Origin of the sequence: Simkania sp. (assembly GCF_965215465.1) — a bacterium.
Lineage (GTDB): Bacteria > Chlamydiota > Chlamydiia > Chlamydiales > Simkaniaceae > Simkania.
The window spans coordinates 1,944,679-1,969,008 of sequence record NZ_OZ244056.1 but is presented as its reverse complement, the minus strand read 5'-3'; the positions used below and the strand labels follow the sequence as shown (position 1 = coordinate 1,969,008).

Below are 24,330 nucleotides of genomic sequence, written 5' to 3'. Positions count from 1 at the left end.
TTTGGGTTTTTAACCAAACGGAAGGTTGCCCAAAGGTAAACTATCAAGAAGTGAAGAGCCAGGGCTATCCTCTTGCAACTTGCCACTTGCTTCGTTAAACGCCGCAGTGATGAGGTCTTCGAGCCCTTCAATGTCTTCAGGATCGACGCATTCGGGTTTGATTTTGAGCTTTTTGAGTTTGTTATCACCAGTTAGGGTCACTTCAACCAGCCCATTTCCAGCTGATCCTGTCACTTCCATTTTTTCCATTTCTTCTTGCATTTTCGACATTTGCTCTTGAAATTGTCGTGCCTGCTTTTTCATTTTGGAGTAACCGCTACCCATGTGAGATACCTCAATAAAATTTTTTCGTTACACTTTCAACCTGAGCTCTGGATTTATTTCACTCATTCTCAGAGATTTTTCTCATTCGTCTCAGGATCTTAATGATACCAAAAAATTGATTAAACTTCATCCTTTTCGTATGGAGCCGTTCAGCTCCACACTGGCAAAGCGCATGACTTTATCGTGTCGAATCTTTTTTTGAACTGCGTTGTCGATTTTTTCAGCAGGAATCTGAGGGGGAGGTGCTTCGGCTTGAGGCGGAGCTTTTTGTGGCGGCGGAGTGGCTTCTTCTGGAGCGGGTGAAGGAGGCTCTGATTTCGGAAGAGGGGTGGTCACTGGTTGTGGAGTGGGGACTTCTTGCTGCGGAGGAGGTTCTGTAACAAGTTGTAAAGGGGGAGCTTCCTGCTTTGGCGATGTGACGTTTTTGGGAGGAGAGGGTTCTTCAATCAGAGGGGCAACTTGGGCTTTAAGTTCTTCCTTAGCAGAAGTCATTTCTTTTGGCTCCGTGGGAGTTTGCGACACGGCGCTTTTGAGTTCGACAAGTTGATGCACCAACTGATCAAGTGGCATTTTTTTCATCGAACGAATGATCTGAAGCAGCAAGATTTCTAAGTCGATTCGCTTGAAAGGGCTTTTGGGAAGTTGCTCCAGTTGTGAACGCAAGATATCGAGAATTTCTAAACATTGCTCTTGGGTATAAAGGGCGGCGGACTTGAGATACTTTTCTTTGTCGGCTGCGGTGAGAAGTGCATTGAGTTCTTGCGCTTTGCCCAGTTTGATGACAAGAAGGTGGCGGTAGTGATTTGCCAAATTTTCTAAGAAGTACTCCAGGTGGGCCCCTTCATTAAACACTTGCTCAGAAAGTTGAAAGGCAAAAAGGAGATCGTGGCTGTGCGCTGCTTGATCGAGTTTAAAAAAGAGGTCACGAGAAACGAGGCCGAGGGTTTCAGAGAGTTTTTCAGCTGTGATTTCCCCTTCGTGAAAACAGAGAAGGCGGTCGAGAAGTGATTCAGCATCCCGCAGACTTCCATCAGCGTGTGCGGCAATGAGATGAAGGGCATCTTCTTCAGCTTGGAATCCTAAGTCTAGGAGAATTTGTTTCAGTTTTTCCAAAATTTTTTCAGGGGAGATCCGCTTTAAGTCAAACCGTTGGCAACGGCTGATGATTGTGGGTAAGACTTTGTGGGGCTCAGTCGTTGCAAAAAAGAAAATCACATGTTCGGGAGGCTCTTCTAGAGTTTTTAGAAGGGCGTTGAAAGCCTCTTTTGTGAGCATGTGCACTTCATCGATGATGTAAATTTTATACTTACCTGCAGAAGAAGCATAGCCAACAGTTTCGTTGAGGTTGCGGATATCATCGATGCCTCGATTGGAAGCGCCATCGACTTCGATAACGTCGAGCGAGTGGCCCGAGACGACTTCTTTGCAAGAAGGGCAATTGTTACAGGGTTCTTGATCATCGGAAAGGTTGTGACAATTCAAGGCTTTTGCAAAGAGGCGGGCGAGTGTGGTTTTTCCAGTTCCACGTGTCCCGCAAAAGATGTAGGCATGGCCGACGCGCCCAAGACGCAAAGCATTTTTGATTGTCTGCACAATCGGATCTTGCTGGAACACCTCAGAAAACTTTTGAGGTCGGTATTTTTTGGCCAGGCCTTGATAGGTTGTCATGCTTCCTCGAGATTCTAAAATTCTATTCTCGCTTTCCTCTGGAAAAATATCAAGAGTCAGAAAAACATTAAATGTGCTACATTGGAGTTAAACCACTTCGTTTTTTGAAAGGCATTTTTTTTAATGGCCGAAGAACCAAAGGAAAAACCCAAGTGGATCCAGGCGCTTCAGAAGGATCACTTGGGAAAGCGGCTTTTAATCGCTGTATGTATTTTGCTTGCACTTGCGTTTTTTATTCATTTTCGTGAAGTGCGAGTCGATATCTTAGAGCTTGATAGCTCCGCCAAAAATTACGTTGTTGCACAAGTCGACTTTGAATTTCCTGATGAAGAAGGGACTGTCATTCTGCGCCAACAATCTGCCCAAGATATCGGTGCCATTTACGAACTCAGTTCAAAAGCTGTCGAAAAAAAACGACTTCAGTTTGATAATTTTTTGATTCACGACCAAAGATGGCGTAACCTTCTTCCGAACAGCACGTTTGAAGACATGTATCAAGCGGGAGACGAAGTGAAAGATCTTCTCTTAGAGGCTCGCTTTTCCGATCAACGCTCCTTGCAACGTCTTAAAACTCTCAAACTTCTCAAAGATAGCTACTACCTTCTTCCTCCTTCATTCGATGGAAACTCGATCATTTTGCCTGAAAGCTTTTGGGAAAGTATTCAAACTCAAGTTTTGGATCAAAAGAAATTTCAAGGTCCCACTGTTGCTTACGTTTTAGATTACTTTCAAACCGTTTCCTGGCCTCTTGAAAAAGACACATCTGCGCAACGCACTTTGCGAAAAATGGTGGAAACAACAGTTCCTGAAAAGTACCGTAGAATTCAAGCGGGAACGCGGATTATCGACCAGGGAGAGAAAATCAACTCTTCTCACATTGCAATGGTTCAAGCGATGAAAAAGGCCATTGCAGAAGGGCGCAAACTGTGGGAGCCGCTCACTCTTTTAAGCAGTTTCATTTTCGCAACAATCATCACATTTTTGGGTATTTTTTATTTCCGCATGAGCCATCCCAAAATTTACCACTCAGTTCAAAAGCTATCCCTTTATGCAACGATCATTATTCTCACTCTGTTTCTGGCAAAAGTGGTTGAATTTTTCTTACTTCGTAATGCCACTGGGTTGCTTGAAGTGGTGCGCTACCCTGTCTTTGTTCCTTTTGCTGCCATTTTAATCACCGTCCTGCTCAATGCCGAGTTGGCCCTTTTTTCGACCTTTTTACTGACAATTATTTTAGGACTTTCTCTTGCAGTGGATCACAGCCGTTTTTTAACAGCCAACCTCATCACTGGTGTTGTGGCTGTTTTAAGTTGTCGCAATATGCGTAAACGGAAGGAAGTTTTTGTCGTCTGTGCCAAAATTTGGGTGGCCTGTATCCCTATTTTCTTTGTCTATAACTTTGCGCAAGATGTTTTTTGGAACGTGTACATTCTTTCTGATTTGACAAGCACGTTTGCATTTCTTGTCCTAACTTCGATTCTTATTGTTGGGCTACTTCCCATTTTTGAATCGATCTTCCATATCATGACAGACATTACTTTGATGGAATACATGGATCCCAACAATGAGTTACTTCGCCGACTCAGTGTCGAAGCTCCAGGGACCTATCAACACTGTCTTGTGGTGGGAAGTATTGCTGAAGCAGCGGCGCAAGCGATTGGAGCCAATGGACTCTTTTGCCGCGTCTCTACCCTTTATCATGATATTGGGAAGCTATCCAACCCACACTATTTCACAGAAAATCAAATGGGTGGGTTCAACATTCACCAGCTTCTCACACCTTTAGAATCGACTCAGGTGATCATTGCCCACATGACTGATGGAGAGGCGCTCGCTCGCAAGTATGGACTGCCACAAGGATTCATCGATGTGATCCGTGAGCATCATGGAACGACTCTTGTTTACTACTTTTATTGTAAGCAGGTGGAGCAAATGGGAGGCGATGTCGATGCTGTTGACGAAAGTCAATTCCGCTATCCTGGTCCTAAGCCTCATAGCAAAGAATCGGCAATTATCATGATGGCTGATACGGTGGAAGCTGCTTCTCGCTCTCTAGAAGAGGTTAGCGAGGAGTCGATCACCGAACTCGTCGATCGGCTCATCGGGGAAAAACTTGAAGATGGACAGTTTGACTCATGCGAACTGACGTTCAAAGAGTTTGAAACCATCAAGCGGACGATTATCAAGAACCTAGCTGTCGCCCGTCACCTCCGCATCAAATACCCAGAAAAACAGTCCTAATTCATTCAAATCAAAAGTTCCTCCTCAATACCCCAGGGTACAATCAATTTTAACCTGCTTGAACATCTTCCATATGGCAAATTGGTCCCTAATTTCATCAAATATGCAGCCAACTTGTCATTTTAAATCTGCAGAAGAAAATTGAAAATCCCTTCAGACTCGACTAGATCGCAGTCCTACGTCATCGTCGACTTTGCGCCAATAAGCCTGTCACTTTGAACCGAATTCGACAATCGGTTTAAAATTTACAATTTACTGAATATCCAGCATCAAAAAAAATGTTTTAAACTACTGAAATGAAGTAATTTAATTTTTTTCGAAAAGTGTATTATTCTGGTTTTTTATGCATGTGTAAGGTACAATAGTCTTATTGTTAAATTAACTATTAACAATTGGGGTTTATGTCGGTTAGAGAAGTTAGTTCAAGTCTTTTACATTCAGATGCTTACTCTAGATTGAGTGCTTACGATCAAGCCCGCTTGAAGTATCGTCTGGCACCATTTGAGGATAAACGAGCAGAAGCTAATTTTAAGATTCCTCTGAGTGAATGGGGAAGTGTCTGCGATAGTTCACGTTTGACTCGCCAGCAGTTCTACCGGGTGGAACAGTACTTCACCCTTGATCAAGTCCCTGAACAAGCTTCCTTCAAAACGAAGTTGACATCGATGGATGGAAAAAAATCAATTGATGTCTATTTAGTCCGACAACCGATTAATCAGTTTGAGACCGATGCTGTCATCAACGCAGCGAATGAGACCCTTTTAGGTGGTGGTGCTGCTGATCAGGAAATCCATGAAGGTGCGGGGCCGAATCTCGTGAAAGAATGCGCCTATCTCAATGGATGCGAGGTTGGTGAGGCTGTCATCACAAAAGGATACGACCTCCCAGCAAAATACGTACTTCACACTGTAGGCCCTCTTCTTTTAGAGTCGGGGGCAGGAGATGAGCGAGCGTTAGCAAGCTGTTACGAAAACTGTCTGAACCTTTGCGATAAATATGAATTGGAATCAGTTGTGGCTCCTTGTGTAGCATGCGGCTTTTATGCGTTTCCGTTAGAAGATGCGGCAAAGGTAGTGAAAAGAACGATAGAAGATTATCTTGAAAACGGCGGCTCGAATGTGAAGACCGTCATCCTGTCTGTTCCGAAAGAGACGGAATGGACAGCCTATAAAAAAGTTTTTCAATCATAAGGTTTAAGCATGTCAAAAGCTTTAGATTTTTCTGCGATGGATTCGGCAGCTATCGAGAAATTCGTCAATTCGGTTCCCCAAAATTTGTTCAAAAAATTTGGTCGATTTTTTATTTTGCCAGCGATGTCTTCGACTGAAGAATTCGTGGCGGCGGCTTCAAAAATGGAGCAAGTTGCTAAAAAAGGGGCAGAGTTCAAAGGCAATTTTAAACTTCGCTCAGATTTTGGACAGTTCAAGTGTGGAAACTCGATTTCTTTTAACCTTTTAGATCGTGAAATTACAGTAGGGCGAATGAAAGATCAAATCTCCGCTCTTACTGGTGTGCCAGTGAATGAGATTCGAATCAGCTTTCAAAACCTATTTCCCATACGGGATGATTTCTCACTTCACACCGATTTAAATTGTAATGGAAACGGGGGCGAAAACTTTTGGCTCACCCGAGTCCCATCTTCTGATTCAAAGCGGGCAGAATAGCACTCTATTTTCCAGCTTCTTCTTCCCAAAATTTAGGTTGAAGAGCTTGAGGTGAAGCGGGATTTTGTCTAATCCAAAATCTTTCTCCACCCTTGCCGTGACAGTTCAAATCATCCGTGAAGATTGTTTCATCATCGAGCTTCCTCATGCTCAGAAAGCTAATCCCAATTTCATTGACTGGAATATTGGTTAGCTTTGAGATTTCTTTCTTAATTTGTCCAACAGGTGTTTTCGGATCAAGCAGAGTAAAGGAAATTTTGTCTCCTTTAGAATGTTTACCAAACCCTGTAACAGGAATGAAGTCTCCTCTAAATCCTGCTCCTTTTTTCTTGGCCAGATTTTTAATTTTTGCTGCGGCTGCTTGGCAGTCTGCTTCGGTATTCAGCTCTGGTAAAATGAGCCAACGATTGAAAGCTTTATATAGATTTTTTGGGACACTTTCAAGATAGGTTTGGAGTTGTTTTTGAGGATTTGTTGCTGTTGTTGGTGATTTTGGTTCAGTAATGTATGCATGGTTTGAAATTGTAGGCATTTTCTCTCTCTATTTTTTATTTAAGTTGTCACTTTGACAGTTGTGTCTGCTTTCTTTTTATCTTCGCCTTTGTTGACGTTTGTTGGAGTTCCAGTCTTCATAGGTTTTGGCAAGACCTGACTTTGAGGCGTTACACGCGCACTTTCTGTCTTGTATTTTGGAACAATGACGTTTGCCCAAGATGCATGCACATTACTAGATGGAAGACTGTGTGTGGTTGCATAGCTTCCAACTGTGCGTCTTGTCCACGTGCTTGAATCATATGCATCGACTCCTTCAATGAGCTCGACGATATCAAAGCTACCTTGAGGTCTTAAGATGACAACTTCAGAGTCTTTTGGTGGAAGGCCATCATTTTGAAGGAATGGATAATCCTGGTGGATTTTGCGGTATCCTTCTTCGATTTGCTCTTTGGTAAAGCCTGCAGATTCAAGCTCTGTGACTGACATGATTGAGGCTCCTGCAACGTTTCTATTGATCGAAATATGCAAAGTGTGTGGGGAGTCTGGTCCCATGTATCCAGGATTTCCAATAGAGAAGTAATGGCCAATTTCGCCCATTTCATTCATCCCAAAACGACCTGTTTGCACATAGTCACTTGCGTGCCCTGAGTGGAAAGCATCTGGATTAACAAACTCGGAAAACCCTTTGCCGTAGACGATCTTTTGGATCTTTTCAGCTTTGTTACAAGTGTAGAGGTCGGTTCCTGCATTAAGAACGCGAGGATTCGACATCGCATAGACTTGCTGCTCAAAGCTAACGTTCAGTTTAACATATTGAGCTTTCTTCTCTTTCAGGCTGTGATATTGCTGAGCCACTTCCTGTTTACGTCTGCGGATTTCAGCTATTTTTCCTTTCTCAGTTGGAGGCGTTGTGTCAAAAAGCTGATCAAGCTTAATGTATGTTGCTTCAAGCTTTCTGAGCTCTAAGTTCATCGCTTTTAGCTCTTGTTTCACAAGTGCAGGAGCGTCTAAGTCGACATGGTCAAATGCGACAATGCCATTTGTGACGCCATCTAAATCCTGCTCGACGAGAGCTTCCATTCTTTCCGCATTTGTCTTGTAAGTTGGGACAGTTGCGTTTGCCCAAGAGCTATGGACTTGGTCTGATGGGAGACTGTGCGCTGTAGCATAGTTTCCAACAGTACGTCGTGTCCAAGTTCCAGGACTAAATGGATCTTGACCTTCAATGAGCTCGACGATATCGACCTTTCCTTGTGCTCTAAGGATGACAACTTCAGAGTCTTTTGGTGGAAGGCCATCGTTTTGAAGGTAAGGGTACTCTTGGTGGATTCTGCGGTATCCCTCTTCAATCTCTAAGTCTGAGAATCCAGCAGATTTAAGCTCTGTCACTGACATGATTGAAGTTCCTGTCAGGTCTTCATTGAGCGCGATATGAAGTGTATGTGGCGAATCGGACGACATGTATCCTGGCTGACCAATAGAGAAATAGTGGCCAATTTCGCCCATTTCGTTCATGCCAAAACGACCTGTTTGCACGTAGTCTGTTGCATAACCTGTATGGAATCTTGAAGCATCTGTAAACTCAGAGAATCCAGCACCATAGACGATTTTTTGGATCTTTGGAGCTTTGTTACAAGTATAAAGATCAGTGCCAGACTTGAGAACACGTGGATTCGACATGGCGTAAACACGATCTCCACCTTCGAAGTTTGCTCTTACAAACGTCATCTTAGCGGCTTTAAGTTCTTCGTAATTTTCAATTAAAGCCTTTTTACGCTCACGAATCGCAGCGATTTTCTCACGTTCAGTCGTCGGTGTTGAAAGACTAAGCTCGCTGAGTTTTGCAATCATAGCCTCGTGCTTTCTGAGTTCAAGGTTGAGTGCTTTGAGCTCTTGTTGGACTTTTGCAGGAGCTGTAAGATTTGCAAGATCATAGGCTTCCACCCCAACAATAGCTTGCTTGAGTGTTGCGTCTAGATCGACTTCGACTTGATCAACAACTCCTAAATCGTGGCCAACTTCATGTATATGTTCAGCTGAAAAATAGTGGCTTGGGTTTTCTAGCCCTTGCTCTTGCAATTTTGCATTGATTTGCTTGACGACTGTCGGGTCTGAGCTAGCAAATGTGGCAAAGTCAGTTGGGAGCCCTGAGTAGGGAACACCATGAAATTCTGCTCCAGAGCGGACTTCATGCAAGGTGTGATCTCCGACCGGAACCATCCAACCGACACAAGCGAGCATGCCTTCTTCTGCTTGGTCACCTAGACCTAAATAGCGTGCTGCATGGATAAAGCCGTCTGTTGTGCCTGAAGGGCCTGTGAGCATAGGCAGGCTTCCAAGAGCTTCTGTTTCTTTAGCAAAGGTACTCGTAGGGTCAACTGCCACCCATTCTTTGCCTGGGATCCACTCGAGTTTTCGTGTATTACTCTGCTATGAGGGTGCTATCGAATGCATCGTATCTGGTTCCAACACGTGCTTCCCGGAATGAGAGGCCTGTAATTTCTGAGAGAACAGGTCCAGTTGCTTCTGTTCTCGTTGGTTGAGGTAGAGAAATTCGCTTTTTCTCAACATTGCGGAAGTTGTCAACAACGGGAGCTTGCTTAATGGTTCGCTGACCATTAAGAGAGATGATCCCATCTCCTTTAGCTTGATCTTGCTCGAACTGTTCTTTATCAATTTGAAACCCGGCGCCTTGTTCTTTGAGCTTGGCGTTGATTTTATCGATCATGCCTGGTTTATCGAGAATTTGGGCTGCAAAAAAAGAGAAAACAGTGCGGTAGGCTAAGGTCATCCGTTCGCGTAAGTTTCCTTGTTTTAAGGCGCCCATGATTGTCAGAGGGCTCATTCCGACGCTTCCCGATCCTGTTGAGTCGTTTCCAAACAGCTGAGCTAAGCGCATGGATGCCATAAACTCTTTAGTAAAAAGAGGGTTGCTTGCGCTAGAAGGATTTTCTTCTTCACATATAGCGTTATAGGCTTCAACAACAGCAGCAAGACGGCCAGATAGATCTTTTGCAAATTTTTGAGCATTTGGATTAGCAAAAGCAACTTCTCCAGCGGCCGTTTCATAAGCAGCGACGCTCGTTTGATACTCAGCTAAACACTTTTTAAAGACGCGTTTCTGTTCCCTTTCGGGCAACTTTTGAATCACTGGATCTTGGATAAAAAGCTTCCAAAGTGTTTCAGCTTCTTGTTTTTTTGGTTTTGAGCTTTTTAAAACAACTGGTGCATCAACTTTGTCAATGCTTGGGTTTGTGCAGCTGTTAAATAGAGATGCTATCCCTGAAGCAATATATGATAAACCATTCCAGAGACAGTTTCCTGTCTTTGGTGCTACTTGTGCGACTTCACGTCCTTGTGAGTCTGTTGACGAAACAGTTTCAGTATTCGCCGTTAATTTTTCTTGAGTTTTGTCATTTGTAATTTTTTGTGTCATTTTACCCTTAACTTATTAGTGATTAATCAATTAGGTGTAAAAATGAGGTTTGAAAAAACTGAATAGATTGAGGTTTGCCTCAAACTGTGAAAATGAATTTTCGATGGAGTTTGCTCCATCAATATCTTCCCTTCTTGCCCCTAAAATTTAACTTAACCTATTGTTAATTAGTTATTTATATATTTAATAGTGAGGTGAAACGAATGAAATGAATAGGCGAATGCCAATCTCAGAGAATTTATCTTCCCAGATGGATTGTCTCCATCTTTTCTTTCCTTCCTTTCCTTATCCCTACACTTTCATTTATTTTTGAAAGTTATTAACAATTATAACAAATTATTTATTATAATTTAATAAATAATTTAATATATATTATATTAATATAATATTCTGGTTTTAAGTTATTTGTGTAAACAATTGATGGTTAATTGGATAGGGCGCGTTTGGAGAGGGTTCTATATAGAATCGACTTTTGAAGCCTGGAGGGCAAGCACTTCAGAAGGATCAGGAGGATTCTGTATCTCCAATCAATGACTTTGACTCCTTGCCTGCGCTCGATCTGTTTGAGCAGGCTGCGAACGACCTTCTCAATAGAGAGTGTGAGAGGAGTCTTTTCCTGAAACCGTCCCTTGGAGGCTTTAACTCGAAAAGAGGTAGCGATTTGACCTGGGCAAGCACAAAGGACGCGGATCCCCATGTGGCAGACCTCGGCATCGAAAGCTTGGGAAAAATCGAGCAAGAATCGCTTTGAGGCGCTGTAGACACTAAAACAGGGATAGGGCATCCATGCTGCTGCTGAACTGATGTTGAGAATGGTTCCAGGTCTTTCCATACAGCGAGCTCCTTCGATGCAGAGCTCGAGAGCTGCTTCGGCGTTGAGTTTGAGAAGTGCGAGCTGCTCACTTGTCTCGCTTTCTAAAGCTGGGCCATACAAACCGGTGCCTGCATTGTTGATCAAGAGAGTGGGAGGATAGTCTTTCATCCACTCTATGACGTTTTGCCGCTCACTTGCTGAGGTAAGATCTGCAGCAAGGCAACTTCCAAGTGGCTTGAGTGTTTCAAGTTTCTTGGGATCTGGCGCGGTCAGAAAAAGGGTGTAGCCTTGCTTTGCTAGCGCCGTTGCTAGAGCTTGACCTAAGTCAGAGGTGGCACCTGTGATGAGTGCCCGTTTCATGAGAGGTGATTTTCTTTGAGTGTTTTGAGGATTTTATCGAGGCGTCTATCACAAGCTTGCAGTCCTTCATTGACATCCCCTTTGAGCTTTTGGCGAACCATACCATAGATTTTAATCTTGGGTTCTGTTCCAGACGGACGGATGATGAACTTGCTTTCATCTTCTAAGACAAAGACTAAAACGTTTGATTTTGGAAGGGTGAGCTTCTCTTTTTTTCCAGAGTGAGCATGTGTTTTGACCCCTGTCTGATAATCTTCGTAGGTGACGATTTGCTGTCCACAGATCTCTTTTGGGGGAGCCATTCTTAATTCGCTCATCAGCTGCGTCATCTTTTCAGCCCCTTCTCTTCCTGTTCCAAAGGAGACGGAAAGTTGTTTTTCTCGAAAGAGGCCAAACTGGTGGTAGATGTTATGAAGGTAATCAACGAGGGTTTTGTTTCTTGCTTTTTCTTGAAGGGCAATTTCAGATAAGAGACAGCCAGCAATCATGGCATCTTTATCACGCGAGTGGGTTCCATAAAGGTAACCAAGCGATTCTTCGGCGCCAAAGAGAAAGGAAAATAAGCCATTTTCCCATTCGTGGATTTTTTCACCAATATATTTAAAGCCAGTGAGAACTTGAAAGCAGGTTAAGTTGAAGGCGGTTGCAATGAGAGGAAAAAGATCCGTTGTGACAATGGTTGTGACGGCGGCGCCATTTTCAGGTAGAGTTCCCAGTTTGCTTTTTGTGGTGCAAAGGTAGTAGAGGCAAAGAGCTGCCACTTGATTCCCACTCAGGATCACAGCTTCCCCATGGTGATTCACAACCACTCCTATCCGATCGGCATCAGGATCTGTTGCAATGAAGAGGTCTCGCTGTTCGCGTAAGAGTTGCTCAATGCCAAAATGGAGAGCTTCTGTTTGTTCGGGATTAGGGGAGTGGGCGGTTGGAAAAGAACCATCAGGAATGATTTGCTTTTCAACAAACGAAACGTCAGTAAAGCCCCACCGTTTTAAGGCTTCTGGCATCAAGGTGATTCCAGTGCCATGGAGACTTGAGTAGACAAGCTTGAGTTTTGAACCAGACTGCTCGTTGTCTTTGGGAAAATTTTGAAGGGGAGCTAACGCTTTATAGTACGCATCATCCACATCTTGTCCGACTTCATGAATAAGAAGGTGATCAAAAGGGACAATTTTCACGTCTTCTTGGCGTTCCACTTTTTTGACTTCTTCAATGATTCCAATGTCGTGCGGAGGAACGACTTGGGCACCATCACTCCAATAGACTTTGTAGCCATTGTATTCAGGTGGGTTGTGAGAAGCAGTAATCATCACAGCAGCGATGCAATCGAGGTGGCGGCAGCCGAAGGAAACATAAGGTGTGGGACGCAGCTCTTTTGTGACGTGGGCTTCAATGCCATTGGCGGCTAAAACACGCGCGGTTTCTTCAGCAAACTTGCGTGAGTTTTTACGGCAATCGTAACCAATGAAAACGCGGGGAGTGTCGTTTTCTTTTTGCTTGAGAATATAGTTGGCAAGTCCTTGTGTGGCCGCACGGATGGTGTAGGGATTCATACGGTTGGTGCCAATTCCCATCACACCACGCATGCCTCCCGTTCCAAATGAAATCGTTGTGTAGAAAAGATCGATGAGTGCTTCAGGATCGTGATCGAGAAGGTTTTGGACTTGGTGTCTTGTTTCGTCGTCAAACGGAGGCTTAAGCCACTGCAGGGCCCGTTTTTGAACTTCTGGTGGTAGTGTCATAAGTTCAATTTATACCATTCTTAGTAAATATTTTCACAAATTAAGCTTGATCTTTCCTGTTAAAATTGAACTTTCGATCTCGCTAACCAACAAGTGGTTGGCGTCGATCTCCAAGCTCGATTTTCATGCGGAAATCTCTGCGCTTTTTTGTGAATATATTTGCTGCGAATGGTATTAGCAAGAAGAAAAACTTAATCAAGTTGATTTTGAATCTCTTCTAAAGGGATACAGGGAGCATCGGGATGATCGATTCCTTCACAGCGTTCTTTTGTTTCTTCCCAGGCTTTAGGAGATTTTAAGGCATCTTTCCAAAAGGGGAATGTTTTGCACTGTTTCGGGCGATCTTCATAGAGTGTGCAGATCTTTTTATCTTTTAGAAAAACGCAGTCGTAAGACTGAGGATCTTCTGTGAGAGAAATGCGGTTGCCCACTTGGCGTGTGTATCTTTTAAGAAAGACTTCACGTGGCAAGTTGAGTCGTTTTGACAGGCGCTCGATGTCTTCTTCCTCTAGCCAAACATAACCCGGTTCGCCTGTGCAACACATGCCGCAACCGGTACATTTGAAACGGAGTCCATCTTTGTACCAAACATCATTAAGAAGTGAAAGGTCACTCACTTTTCCACCTAAAATTGTGCGTTTCGAGCTGGGACCAGTTGGAATCCTTCCAGGAAAAGACTTGCAATTTGCATGTGTCTTTTTCAATGTCAAGCAGGTTCCAAGATCCCCTACAATAGGCTGTTGATCCGCTATCAAGAATGATAGGCAGTCCATTTTCGCGTAAATCTGCCACACAGCGACGGTGAGTGTGACCATGTAGGAAGAGTTGAACTTTAGGGTGATTTTGCAACAGTTTTTCTAAAACGGTTCCCCGTTTTAGCCGTCTTTTTGGCTTATCGTGTTGAAAGAAGGGGAAGTGATTGACGAGAAGAACTTTATCTTGAGAGGGGATTTCTTGAAGCAGTTTTTTAAGAGAGGCTTCAGTTCTCTCTGAGAAGTATCCGTTCGAGGACATGAGCGGCGTTGCCAGCGTCGTGTCCATCAGAACAAGCCACCATCCCAGTGTCAGCTTTTTTGCTGTGACTCCGTGATCTGCTAAGTTATACGGCAAATCGGAGCTGTGCTTTGAAGGAAAGTGTTTGTAAAACTTTTGGCGTCGATGAGCGCGTTTGGTGTAGTGGTCGTGGTTCCCTGGAATGAGGTAGACCTGAAAGCCTTCTTCTTTGAGCTTATCGATAAATTGCTCTGCAAGTTGGAATTCCGCTTGGGAAGAGGTTGTTGTTAAATCACCGGATACGATGATGTCAGTCACTTTTTCTTGTTTGAGAGGGTCAATCAGAGCGTAAGGGCGCTCTGGGGAAAAATCATAGCCGCGATTGAAAAGAAGATTTAAGTTTCCAATCCAAGCTTTGGAAAAGAACTGACCGATCCCTTTGGAGATCTTAGAAAAGTGAAGATCTGATATGTGTGCAATCCGCAAAAGTTGCCGTCCTAGGATGGGTTATTTGCAAAGATTTTACACTTTTTGGAAGAAAAATTCCACGCTACTTTTTACGTTTTAAGAAATTAAATTTTTGGAGTTTCTTTTGCAAACGGCCCGCAGCACTTAAAGTTTGTTTTTGAACAGTGCGCACCCAGTGTTCACCTTCTTGGTGGATGCTTTCTGGCTCTGTTTCCCAATCGACTTCAGAAGGAGAGGTCATGTGGCTTTTGCGTTTGGAAGCGGTTTTAGCTTTCGAAATTTTTACTTTGCGCGAAGAAGACATGTAAGTCTTTTTTTGCTTTTCTTTAATTTCGCTCTCTTCTGTTTCGTAAGTTTCTTCTTTTTGAGCCTGACGAATGGCTTTTTTTTGTTCACGTTTAACGCGGTTTGGTTTCATATGACCCTACCTAGGTATTAGAGGTTTTTTCTTCAGTCTAATCAGTTAAATTTTTTCTTGCAATGGATCAGATATCTCAAATAGTCCTACTGAAAGTAGATTTGGAGGAGGCCAATGATCGAAAAGGCGACGAGCAAAAAGGCTGCAAACTGATGAAAGTGTTGCAATGCTTTAGGCGGAATGATTTTTTTCGAATGGTGGATAGCAAAAATAAAGATCGCCCAAAAAAAGGATGTTCCGAGCAAGATGCCGACAATAGGAAGAATCGACTCTGAAAGCTTAGGAGCCGACGGGTGTATATTGAGTGCGAGGAGAATCGCGCCATATCCAAAAATGCGCATTGGGATGGCAAGGGCTAAAAAGAACGTGGAAGAAAAAATGGCAAGGGGGCGGGTTCGAAGTCGCGGCTCTTTGCCGTACCGTTCACGCGAACGATAGACTTTGACTGCCATGATGAATAAAATGATCGAGCCAATGAGGGCATAGGTTTTAGGCTCTTTGCCAAATCCATGGTATGAAAAATGGAGAAGAAGGACTGCAATTGTTGCCCAAATGGCTTGGACGACAATCACTCCTAGAGCTCCAATGGTGCCACTTTTGATATCTTCTTTCACGACGTAGTGGGCGATGAGAAGCATCGCATTGATGGAAATAAAGGTGTAGAAAAAGCCGGTGACCAGCCCTTTCAGGAGAAACCACACTTCACTTGTCATACTTTATGATCTAATCGATGATCGGGAATATTGCAAGAGTTCCAAACAGATTTTAGGTCTGTTTCATTTATTTTGTTTCCGCTGAGCTCTTAATTTTTTGCTTGTTTCAAAAGCTACAGATAATTAAAACTTTACAACACCTTAAAAAAGACTTAATGGAGGAAAGTTATGTCTTCAGGTATTCCTAATGTAAATCAACTAGTTTGTGGATCAAGTCCTGATAGTGTTGCAGCGGCAGCTGCTTTGATGCGCACACAAAATGGAGAGGATTGGGGGTTAGAATTTAGCCTACCTAATCAAGTCGGTCGCATTGGCCCAAAAAATTGGAGCGGACAACGTCATGTGGGCATCCTTGGTCTTGCGGTCAATAATGATTCCAGATCAAATAGTGATGAATTGACTATTGAATTCATCAACTCCATTCATGATGAGGGTCATAAAATTGAATTTATCTTCGATGAGCATGGAAAGGGCTCTTGGGAAGAAGTACTCAAAAAATCTAAAGTAGATCCTGAAAATGTCACAATATTAACGACTGATAGATCAGAACGTTCAAGTACTTGTGCAATACTAAAAGACCAGTTGGGCGAGATAAAAGACCAGACCACTTTAGATTTATTAGAAGCTGGTAATCAGGCTGATCAACTTAAATACACAGAGCTCGGAGATATTTTAATAAGGTGATTAAGTCTTCAATAGGAGATAACGAGAGGCGTAGAGAGCTCGTTCAAAACTACGCAAATGCCTCTCAACCTAATGAAAAGATCTTAGGATATGTCAAAGAATACGAAGCAAAAGAAGAAAATGGTAAGATGATCCTCGAAAAGAAAGTTGAAATCGGAAAAGAGATCATTCAATATGATGGATCTATAGGACCACACGACAGCACAGCTATTTTCAAGTATTCGTATCATGAAAATCCTGAAGCTAAACTTGTGGTGCTTGTGAATACACCGGTGTTTATTGGCGGAGCCAAACAAAATGGAACTGTTATTGCAACAGATAAAAAAGGTATTGATATTCGAAGTCTTTTAGACAAAGCGGGTATCGAGTCATATGGAATGCCAGTAAGGGCGAGTATCGCTCAAAAAGATGCAGAAAAAGCCCTTCAGGCGCTTCAAGAAGCATCTTTATAATCCCTACAAAAATGCGAGAGTTTTCTCGCATTTTTCTGTTTGTTCTTATGGATAATTCTAGCGATTCTAGAAAAAGAAGTTGGCCGAGAGTCTGAGCACATTGTGATAAATCCATTCATGTGCACGAGTTTTAAGTGAGCGATACACATAGAAAAACTCAAACTCAGCACGTTCACTTCGCGGAAGCATCACCCCCCCCCATGACGCGGTTTTGCGAGAAACCCCTACCTTGGAGGAAAAAAATTTCGTCTCCGACAAAGAGTTTAAATTGATAGCCGTGGATTGTAACTGGAATATGGAAGTGGGTGCGGTTACGGTAACTCCATGCATTTTTTCCTCCAAATACGCCTGGAATGACATTGTAACCGACACGGTTGCGATTTTTCACTTCGACATACTGATTTTTAAGTAACTGCACCGTGAACTCAAAAAGTGGCTCGTAGACAATGACCCACTTATTGGAAGCTCGGAACCACATCATCAAGTAGCCTGGGTGGAGACTGAGTCTAGGACTGACTTTACACAACAGCTTTCCTTGTAGATGCTTGTAATAGATTTTACTTGCATTATCTCCCCAGCGGTATTCATTACTGATGGCAAAAGTGACTTTTGGATCGAGTTTCAAGTTAACGACATTTTCGTTCCAAATTTGGAAATCTCCATCTTGGCCAACTTTGGCAAAGAGAGTTAGCGGAAAAAGAAAAAATAGTAAGAGTCCTTTTTTCAACGAAACCATCATAGGCTAGAAATAAAACTGCACTCCAGCTCCAAAGACATTTTGTTGTGTCCAGTTCTTCTCTAAATCTTTTATCGAGCGATACATGTAATAAAAATCAAAATAAGCCCGTTCACTTTGTGGAATGAGCACCCCAATCATAGCGCGGTTTTCAAAAAAACCCCAGTCTTTTTGGGTAAAAAACTCATCAGAGATGTAAGGATTGACCTGACTGCTTCCCATTTTCCAAGGGAAGAGAATTTGAAACCTGTTTCGATAGAGGATGCGGTGCTTGCCACCAAGTTCTTTTGGGATGTTTCGGTACTGGAACCAACTTCGATTTGAGACCACAAAGCTACGTGTGTTCACTAAATAGAGGTTGAATATGAGGAGAGGATCGTTTTCTTTGAGCCATTTATCTTTGAACCGGAGCCAAATGAAACGAAACCCTGGAGCAATTGAAAAGTAACGATTGAGTGTCCAATCCAATTGAAGGTGAATGTGTTTGTAATAGAGTTTGTGCACATCATCGCCATAGCGAAATTCGATGTCGCCGTAAAAAGAACTTCTTGGTGAGAGGCGGATACTGATGGCATCGGTGTTCCAGATTTGAAAGTCCCCATCTTCAAAGAGCTGTGCGAAAAGAGTCAAAGGAAGGAGTAAGAAGAGAAGGAGGCACTTTTTCACTTGTAACGTTTCCTCATTTGCATGAATTGAAACGTGCGCAAGACCCGCTTCGGAGAAATGAAGGCTTTCCATTTCTTTTCGCGCAGGCGTGATCCTTTAAAGTTTGGAATGAAACGAGAAGGAGTGAGCACTTTTCCTGCAAACCAACCCGGGCGCCAAAGCGCCATTCGTTTGCGACAATCAGCAACGATTAGGGTTGGGATGTGCAGATTTGAGGCGAGGTGTCCAGGTCCTGAATCGTTCCCAATTAAAAAGCTCGACTCATAAACATAGGCTGCAAGTTCACTTAGGGTAGGAAAGATAGGGAGTTGAAAGCTTCCTTCGACGAGGGGGACCCACTCAGGTCTTTCTTGTGGACTGACACAAAAGACGACTTCATATCCTTTATGAGCGAGCGACTGTGCCACATCGATAAACTTGTAGGAATCCCATGTTCCAGAGAGAGTCGTACTTGTTGGGTGGATGAGAATCCGTTTGGAGTATTGTCCTTTTTCAAGACCTACTGGAACGATCAGGCCATTATTTTTTGAGATTTGAGTGCATTGAAGCACGGAAGCGATCGCATCTGCGATGTTATCAACCATCGGGCGGGAGCGGTCAAAGACCCGGTCCCAAGACGTTAAGGGGGCGTGCTTTTCTTTTTCATAACTTGAGTAAAAGACACTCAGGTTATGGAGTTTCCCTTTTTTATAGAGTTCGATGATGCTTTTGGAGAGCGGACCATTGTCGTTTTGGAGGATGATGAGATCGTAAGGATTTAGGAGCTCTTCAAGCTTTTCAAGATCGTCGAGCGAAGATCGTTTTTTAAACTGGTGGTCGGGAAACCATTTGCTGAGTTGGTGAAGGGCATTTTGGTAAGTCGTCACGGTATAGCCTCTTGAAAAGAGACGGTGAGAGGCGACCATCATCAGGAGCCCATCTCCTATACCTTGGGAACAAATGACTGCAGCTTTCATTCGACTGATTTTTTTAGCTTCCGAAAGGCCCTTAGTGTACGCGGGACAGAAATAAAGTGCTGCCAAAAATTTTCCCGGACGCGGAAGTTGATTCCTTTGAAGTTGGGAAGAGGAAACTGGAGAGTCACAACGTCTCCCACATGCCAGTCTGGCCGCCACAAGCGGACCCGCTTGGGGTTGCCCGAAATCGTCAACGTTGGAATTGAGAGGTTTGAAGCTAAGTGGCCAATTCCCGAGTCGTTGCCGATCAGGAAGCCCGATTCAAAGAGATAGGCAGCGACCTCAGCTAGATTGGTAAAAATGGGCAGTTCGAACCCTTCTCCTAGAACGTGCAGCCAATCAGCTTTTTCAGTCGGACTCACAGAAAAACTTATGGTGAATCCATCTTTTTGAAGCGAGCGTGCAAGGGAGAGAAATTGAGCTGAGGACCAGTTTCTTTTGGGATCGTTACTTGCCGGGTGGATGACGATCCGTTTAGGAAAACGACGGTGAATTTTTCCTGAGGGAATTTGGATTCCGTTTTCTTTGGTGGCCATTTCGATATCGAGGCTTTTTTGGCATCCCAGTTTCAGGTTCGAGGCAACGGGAAGCTGGGAGTCAAAGACAAAGTCGCCTTTGCGAAATAGGGGAGAAGGGGTGGGAAAGAAAAAGAGGATGCTTTCATGCTTTCTTTTTTCACGAAGGGTGAACAAGTGGTATGCCCGCTCAGAGTGGTCATTTTCAATCACAACTTGGTCAAAAGAAGCGAGTGCTTCTTCCAATTGGTCTAGTGGAGGATGAGGAACAATGGGCATGTCTTCAAAAAGTGCAGAAAGTTCGCTCACATGATTGTGAAAGACTGTGGGCTTGTGCCCAGCTTTTTTGAGTTGATGGGCGACGATCATCATGAGGAGGCCGTCGCCCAAACCTTGCGCGCAAATAATCGCAATGGTTTTCATTTTAGGCCGATTCTTCTTCGTCTTCAGGAGCATCGGTAATGAGCGCTTCAGATAGCAGAATCACCCCTGCTGTTGAAGCAGCAAATTTCAAGGCATTTTTCACCACTTTTGTGGGGTCGATGACTTGAGCTTTGATGAGGTCTTCGACCTCTTCGGTTAACGCATTAAACCCGATGTTGTTTTTTTGGCTCAGGACTTCTTCAAGATAAATCGAGCTGTCTTTTCCACAGTTGTCGACAATTTGCTTGAAGGGAGCTGAGCAAGCGTGCATGACGATTTCAGCGCCGATTTGTTCTTCTGCATCGAGCTTCATATCGCCAAGCTTTGCACTTGCACGAAGAAGGGCTACCCCGCCGCCTGGAACGAAGCCACTTTCTTGAGCTGCACGAGTTGAATTCAAGCTATCTTCGAAAACTTGTTTCTTTTGCTTCATCTCGGGCTCTGTTGGCGCTCCAACGCGAATAACTGCAACACCACCTTGAAGTTTTGCTTTGCGCTCCTCAAGTTTTTCCCGATCGTAATCGGAAGAGGCATTTTCCATTTCTGCATCGATTTGCTTGAGACGGGCATCGATATCTTCTTTTTGTCCCATGCCACCGACAAGGGTCGTTGAGTCCTTGTTGATTTCAATTTTTTCTGATTTTCCAAGAACTTCTAAGGTTGCATCTTTCAGTTGCATGCCTTTTTCTTCTGACACAACCGTTGCACCAGTCAGAACTGCAATATCTTCGAGCATTGCTTTGCGGCGATCGCCAAATCCAGGAGCTTTGACCGCTGCAATTTTTAAGGTGCCACGGAGTTTGTTGACGACAAGCGTTGAGAGTGCGTCACCATCAATGTCTTCGGCGATAATCAGAAGAGGTTGACCTGTTGCAGCCACAGCTTGCAGAAGGGGTAGGATTTCTTGAATCGCAGAAATTTTCTTATCTGTGATGAGAAGGTGCGCTTGATCCATTTCAACGATCATGCTTTCTGCATTGGTGCAGAAGTAAGGGCTAGTGTAACCGCGGTCAAACTGCATCCCTTCGACCATTTCAATTGTTGTTGTGGTTCCTTTTCCTTCTTCAATCGTGATCACGCCTGACTTGCCGACTTTGTCAATGGCTTCATAAATCACTTTTCCGATTTCTTTGTTGCCAGAAGCAGAAACAGAGGCGATGTTTTCGATCGCTTCAGCTTTTTCGACGGGGGTTGCAAGAGCGTCGAGTTCTTCGAGAACGCGAGCGACAGCTTTTTCTATTCCACGCTTCACATTGATTGGGCTAGCCCCTGATGCGATGTTGCGGACGCCATCTTTGACAAGAGCGCGAAGAAGAATGATTCCAGTTGTGGTCCCATCTCCCGACTTGTCTTTGATTTTACGTGCAACTTCTTTTCCCATCGAGACGCCCATGTTGGCATAGGGATCTTTGAGTTCAATGTCTTTGACGATGCTGTTCCCATCGTTTGTGATGGTTGGAGCACCCCAGCTAGACTCGAGACCTACATTCTTTCCTTTTGGTCCAAGCGTGACACCGACGGTATCAGCGAGCTTGTCCACTCCTTCTTTCAACTTTTCGCGTGCTTCTTCTTCGAAAATCAGCTCTTTGGGTGTCGAAGTCATGTTGTTTCTCCTTGATGTTGTGTCTAAATTTTAAAGCTCATATCGACGGCATCAATTGAATGGGTCAGTCGTCCAATCGAAATTCCATGGATGCCGGCTCGTGCGTATGAGCGAATTGTTGTTAAATCTATTCCACCTGATGCTTCTAAATAGATGCCTTCAGGGCATATCAGAGCAGCCTGCTTCACCTGATCTGGTGACATATTATCGAGTAAAATAGCATCAGGCTTAAATTCTAAAGCGCATTTTAATGCGTCTAAGCTATCGACTTCAATCTGAATTTTTTTATTGGGGGCATGGGCTCGAGCCCGCTGTAGGCTTTCCCTTATAGGTTCCTTGGTCTCATTTTCGAGTTGAGAGAGGTGATTGTCTTTGATGAGAACCTGATCTCCCAAATGAAGTCGATGGTTTTTTCCACCTCCGATACTGACCGCGTACTTTTGCAAAAAGCGGTGGCCAGGGAGAGTTTTACGGGTGTCTAAAATGTCACATTTGCCTTCAGCTGCCTGCACATAGCGGTTTGTTTGTGTGGCAATGCTTGTTGCATGCTGGATGAAATTGATGGCCGTGCGTTCTAATGCCATGAGTGAGCGGACGGGGCCTAAGACTGTGGCTAAGAGATCGCCTTTCTTTCCTGTCTCGCCTTCTTTTTTGTGGAGCTTGGCTTCAACTTTGGGGTCGACAGCCTCACAAATCAAAGGAAGAAAAATCAAACCAGCAATGATGGCATCGTCTTTCAAGATGAGCTCAGCGACTCCCAAGCTCGAGGGAGCAAAACAAGCGTGAGAAGTGAGGTCCTTGTCTACCTGATCTTCTTGAAGGGCAAGTCCGATATTGCGGGTGATTTCTTGTCGTAGCACTGCATCCATAACACTTAAAAAGGTAAGGGAAAAATAGGTTTTACGCAAGGAGAAGTTTAGCAAATAGAGGTTAAGACTGCCAATATGTAGCAACATAAGTTTTTAAAATTTTTGTTAAGTAAAAATCACAAGCCCTCTATCTTGCTAGCTTGACTTACCGGAAACTACAAAGCGGAGAACGCGATGAAAAAAATGCTACTGCTAACGCCTTTTATAGCTTTGAGTCAACTCGTTGCAACGACTTTTGCCCCGTTTCAAACGGATGCTGAGGTCAGTAAGGTTGTGAATTTTTTGACTGCAAGTGGAAACCTTGATGAAACCGATGGCATTGGTGTGACTTATATTGGAATAGCTGATCAGCTCGATGGAGTTCGATTGCCTTTGAGCTATTACAGTACAATTGACTATTGGGGTGCTTATATTCCTACGACTGTGACCAATCCTCAAGGAGATCCGTTGGATGTTGTCGATGCTTACAATTCAAGCGACTATACTTTGACACCTCAAGATCCCACTTCAGTTGGGGCACAGCTTCAAGTCGAACGTTTGAATGTCTATAATGGCGCGGATGTTTACGATGCAGCTTGCTGGCAAATTGCCCTTGCCCTTGCGGCCCAAGCTGGTGTGCCCAATCCCGATAGAAATCAATCTTTATTTGACTTGGCCAACAACCAAAACCTTCTTCTTAAGTACGGTTATGATGGACGACAAAATCCCAACCCTGTTACTGGAGCAAACCGTGCAACGACAACTTCTGGGCAATTTGACTATTATGGCCACTCTTTAACAGATGAAGAGAACGCATACTTTTACAGAATGGTCACCCAAAATTGGCTCTCAACTGATCCTTTCCTCGATACGATTTACATGTCGCATGTCACAGCCGTGAATCTTCCACAGGGCAACGCAGCTTATAAAGCAGGTGTTTGCTCATGGATGGATTGGAAGCCAATCACTGGTGAAAACTCTTGGGCGTTTTTTGTTGGGCCGATGCATATGGAAATGCTCAAGCAAAAAACCTATGGCATGAGCTATGTCCCTTTTTCATCGGTTGCGGTTCAAAACGCGCTCAACCTTCTAGAAACTTACACTTACATGCAGTCTCCTTCCACTGGAGCCATTTGGTATGCAGTGAAAGGGTCACTTGGAAATACAGGAAGTCAAACAGTTGATTACCAAGTTTCGACAGAAAACAACGCTTCAACTCTGGGGGGGCTCATTGCCTTGCAAAAGGTTCTTCAAGATGAGTTAGATCATGAAACCTACTTGACTACTGATCAAAAGGCGCAGATCAACAAAGGGCTGCAGACCATTCAAACCCTCGTTTATGGATCTGATGGAACGAGTGGAATTTTAGGTTACATGAAAAACCATGCTTGGGATGCAACAAATGGCATCTTTTATCAAGGAGGGTATGCCGATGATCCCAACAAACCTTCAACATGGGTGGCAACAACAGAGCCAAAAGCAGTCGATGTCAATACATGGGGAGTCTCTGTTTTAGGGCAGCCTCTCGTTGATGAATGGTTCGGTTTTGGAACAGCTTATAAAATTTGGCAAAATGTGAAGAGTTGGGGTGGATTCTACGGTCCCGACAAGAAGATTTGGGGCGTCGGGTACTCTGATAAAGACGATAATGGAGAACATGGTGATTATGAAGATGGAATCATTTCAGCTGAATGGACAGCTGGAGCCATCAACATGGTCCGCGTGCTCATCACTCAGTACACCGATGCAGAAACTTCTAGCAAGTACACGCCAACTCAACAAGCTGATGCCAAAGGGTACGTTGCGGCACTTCAAGCAGACCACGATAGCATGGTCACTGCCTTGCTCACGCTGAGAAATGATAGCTATGCAGGAACAGATGCATACTCAAAGTCGCGTCCAACCGATTACGATAGCTTGATTCCAATCTCCCCAGATAAGCTTGCGTTTATCTATGCAAGCAAGCGCTATTTCATTCCTTTTGGATGGTATTCCAACCCATTGCCAAGTACGACCTCAACTTCGTGGTCGCTGATGCTGCATTACAATTATAACCCGTTCAACCCTGACGGGACCTATGAAGCGTATAGCTGGAATGTGAAATAAAACTC

The 24,330-nt window shown here is 43.9% G+C and carries 23 protein-coding genes; 6 read left to right on the top strand and 17 right to left on the bottom strand.

The window, feature by feature from the left end:
- Positions 1 to 9: 9 nt before the first annotated feature.
- Positions 10 to 324: a YbaB/EbfC family nucleoid-associated protein gene (locus tag ACOOFG_RS09305; RefSeq protein WP_420421196.1), complete on the bottom strand. Its 315-nt coding sequence runs from the start codon at positions 322 to 324 to the stop codon at positions 10 to 12.
- Between the two features lie 126 nt (positions 325 to 450).
- On the bottom strand, positions 451 to 1,992 hold the full coding sequence (gene dnaX / locus ACOOFG_RS09300) for a DNA polymerase III subunit gamma/tau (RefSeq protein ID WP_420421195.1): 1,542 nt from the start codon (positions 1,990 to 1,992) through the stop codon (positions 451 to 453).
- A 123-nt stretch (positions 1,993 to 2,115) separates the two neighbouring features.
- On the opposite strand from dnaX, the gene ACOOFG_RS09295 reads away from it, so the two are divergent.
- The 3 genes from ACOOFG_RS09295 (at position 2,116) to ACOOFG_RS09285 (ending at position 5,897) form a co-directional block, all read left to right on the top strand.
- The gene (locus tag ACOOFG_RS09295; RefSeq protein ID WP_420421194.1) at positions 2,116 to 4,233 is read left to right on the top strand and encodes an HD family phosphohydrolase; all 2,118 of its coding nucleotides are present in this window, start codon (positions 2,116 to 2,118) and stop codon (positions 4,231 to 4,233) included.
- A gap of 401 nt (positions 4,234 to 4,634) precedes the next feature.
- On the top strand, positions 4,635 to 5,423 hold the full coding sequence (locus ACOOFG_RS09290) for a macro domain-containing protein (protein WP_420421193.1): 789 nt from the start codon (positions 4,635 to 4,637) through the stop codon (positions 5,421 to 5,423).
- Between the two features lie 9 nt (positions 5,424 to 5,432).
- Positions 5,433 to 5,897 (top strand): hypothetical protein, encoded by a 465-nt coding sequence (locus tag ACOOFG_RS09285; protein WP_420421192.1) that lies wholly within the window; start codon positions 5,433 to 5,435, stop codon positions 5,895 to 5,897.
- A 4-nt stretch (positions 5,898 to 5,901) separates the two neighbouring features.
- Here ACOOFG_RS09285 and ACOOFG_RS09280 read toward each other — a convergent pair whose 3' ends face one another.
- From ACOOFG_RS09280 to ACOOFG_RS09240, 9 genes are all read right to left on the bottom strand, one after another.
- Positions 5,902 to 6,429 (bottom strand): ubiquitin-like domain-containing protein, encoded by a 528-nt coding sequence (locus tag ACOOFG_RS09280; protein ID WP_420421191.1) that lies wholly within the window; start codon positions 6,427 to 6,429, stop codon positions 5,902 to 5,904.
- A 20-nt stretch (positions 6,430 to 6,449) separates the two neighbouring features.
- A complete protein-coding gene (locus ACOOFG_RS09275) occupies positions 6,450 to 8,777 on the bottom strand; it encodes a hypothetical protein (RefSeq protein WP_420421190.1) in 2,328 nt (775 codons plus the stop codon).
- Positions 8,778 to 8,814: 37 nt separating this feature from the next.
- On the bottom strand, positions 8,815 to 9,828 hold the full coding sequence (locus ACOOFG_RS09270; protein WP_420421189.1) for a hypothetical protein: 1,014 nt from the start codon (positions 9,826 to 9,828) through the stop codon (positions 8,815 to 8,817).
- Positions 9,829 to 10,252: 424 nt separating this feature from the next.
- The gene (locus ACOOFG_RS09265; RefSeq protein WP_420421188.1) at positions 10,253 to 11,002 is read right to left on the bottom strand and encodes an SDR family NAD(P)-dependent oxidoreductase; all 750 of its coding nucleotides are present in this window, start codon (positions 11,000 to 11,002) and stop codon (positions 10,253 to 10,255) included.
- Positions 10,999 to 12,744 (bottom strand): phospho-sugar mutase, encoded by a 1,746-nt coding sequence (locus ACOOFG_RS09260; RefSeq protein ID WP_420421187.1) that lies wholly within the window; start codon positions 12,742 to 12,744, stop codon positions 10,999 to 11,001. Before ACOOFG_RS09260 ends, ACOOFG_RS09265 begins: the two co-directional genes overlap by 4 nt.
- Positions 12,745 to 12,935: 191 nt before the next feature.
- Positions 12,936 to 13,361, bottom strand: a complete 426-nt coding sequence (locus ACOOFG_RS09255) for a YkgJ family cysteine cluster protein (protein ID WP_420421186.1) — start codon at positions 13,359 to 13,361, stop codon at positions 12,936 to 12,938.
- Complete coding sequence (locus ACOOFG_RS09250) at positions 13,354 to 14,223, bottom strand: metallophosphoesterase family protein (RefSeq protein WP_420421185.1); 870 nt, start codon at positions 14,221 to 14,223, stop codon at positions 13,354 to 13,356. The genes ACOOFG_RS09255 and ACOOFG_RS09250 overlap by 8 nt, the downstream gene beginning before the upstream one ends.
- A 64-nt stretch (positions 14,224 to 14,287) precedes the next feature.
- Positions 14,288 to 14,623 (bottom strand): hypothetical protein, encoded by a 336-nt coding sequence (locus tag ACOOFG_RS09245; RefSeq protein WP_420421184.1) that lies wholly within the window; start codon positions 14,621 to 14,623, stop codon positions 14,288 to 14,290.
- Positions 14,624 to 14,709: 86 nt separating this feature from the next.
- Positions 14,710 to 15,336 carry a hypothetical protein gene (locus tag ACOOFG_RS09240; protein WP_420421183.1) on the bottom strand — a complete coding sequence of 209 codons (627 nt, stop codon included), beginning with the start codon at positions 15,334 to 15,336 and terminating at the stop codon, positions 14,710 to 14,712.
- Between the two features lie 168 nt (positions 15,337 to 15,504).
- Here ACOOFG_RS09240 and ACOOFG_RS09235 point away from each other — a divergent pair, with 168 nt between their 5' ends.
- A complete protein-coding gene (locus ACOOFG_RS09235) occupies positions 15,505 to 16,020 on the top strand; it encodes a hypothetical protein (RefSeq protein WP_420421182.1) in 516 nt (171 codons plus the stop codon).
- On the top strand, positions 16,017 to 16,472 hold the full coding sequence (locus tag ACOOFG_RS09230) for a hypothetical protein (RefSeq protein ID WP_420421181.1): 456 nt from the start codon (positions 16,017 to 16,019) through the stop codon (positions 16,470 to 16,472). The genes ACOOFG_RS09235 and ACOOFG_RS09230 overlap by 4 nt, the downstream gene beginning before the upstream one ends.
- Positions 16,473 to 16,644: 172 nt before the next feature.
- On the opposite strand, the gene ACOOFG_RS09225 is transcribed toward ACOOFG_RS09230, so the two are convergent.
- From ACOOFG_RS09225 to nadC, 6 genes are read right to left on the bottom strand one after another with little or no spacing between them, the layout of a single operon-like run.
- Positions 16,645 to 17,199: a DUF2490 domain-containing protein gene (locus tag ACOOFG_RS09225; RefSeq protein WP_420421180.1), complete on the bottom strand. Its 555-nt coding sequence runs from the start codon at positions 17,197 to 17,199 to the stop codon at positions 16,645 to 16,647.
- Between the two features lie 15 nt (positions 17,200 to 17,214).
- Complete coding sequence (locus ACOOFG_RS09220; RefSeq protein ID WP_420421179.1) at positions 17,215 to 17,874, bottom strand: DUF2490 domain-containing protein; 660 nt, start codon at positions 17,872 to 17,874, stop codon at positions 17,215 to 17,217.
- Positions 17,871 to 18,782, bottom strand: coding sequence for a glycosyltransferase family 9 protein (locus ACOOFG_RS09215; RefSeq protein ID WP_420421178.1), 912 nt, complete (start codon positions 18,780 to 18,782; stop codon positions 17,871 to 17,873). The genes ACOOFG_RS09220 and ACOOFG_RS09215 overlap by 4 nt, the downstream gene beginning before the upstream one ends.
- A gap of 44 nt (positions 18,783 to 18,826) precedes the next feature.
- Positions 18,827 to 19,768, bottom strand: coding sequence for a glycosyltransferase family 9 protein (locus ACOOFG_RS09210; protein ID WP_420421177.1), 942 nt, complete (start codon positions 19,766 to 19,768; stop codon positions 18,827 to 18,829).
- A gap of 1 nt (position 19,769) precedes the next feature.
- Positions 19,770 to 21,371, bottom strand: a complete 1,602-nt coding sequence (gene groL, locus ACOOFG_RS09205; RefSeq protein ID WP_420421176.1) for a chaperonin GroEL — start codon at positions 21,369 to 21,371, stop codon at positions 19,770 to 19,772.
- A gap of 23 nt (positions 21,372 to 21,394) precedes the next feature.
- Positions 21,395 to 22,240, bottom strand: coding sequence for a carboxylating nicotinate-nucleotide diphosphorylase (gene nadC / locus ACOOFG_RS09200; protein ID WP_420421175.1), 846 nt, complete (start codon positions 22,238 to 22,240; stop codon positions 21,395 to 21,397).
- Positions 22,241 to 22,414: 174 nt separating this feature from the next.
- Between nadC and ACOOFG_RS09195 the strand changes: the two genes are divergently transcribed.
- Complete coding sequence (locus ACOOFG_RS09195; protein WP_420421174.1) at positions 22,415 to 24,325, top strand: hypothetical protein; 1,911 nt, start codon at positions 22,415 to 22,417, stop codon at positions 24,323 to 24,325.
- The last annotated feature ends 5 nt before the right edge of the window (positions 24,326 to 24,330 follow it).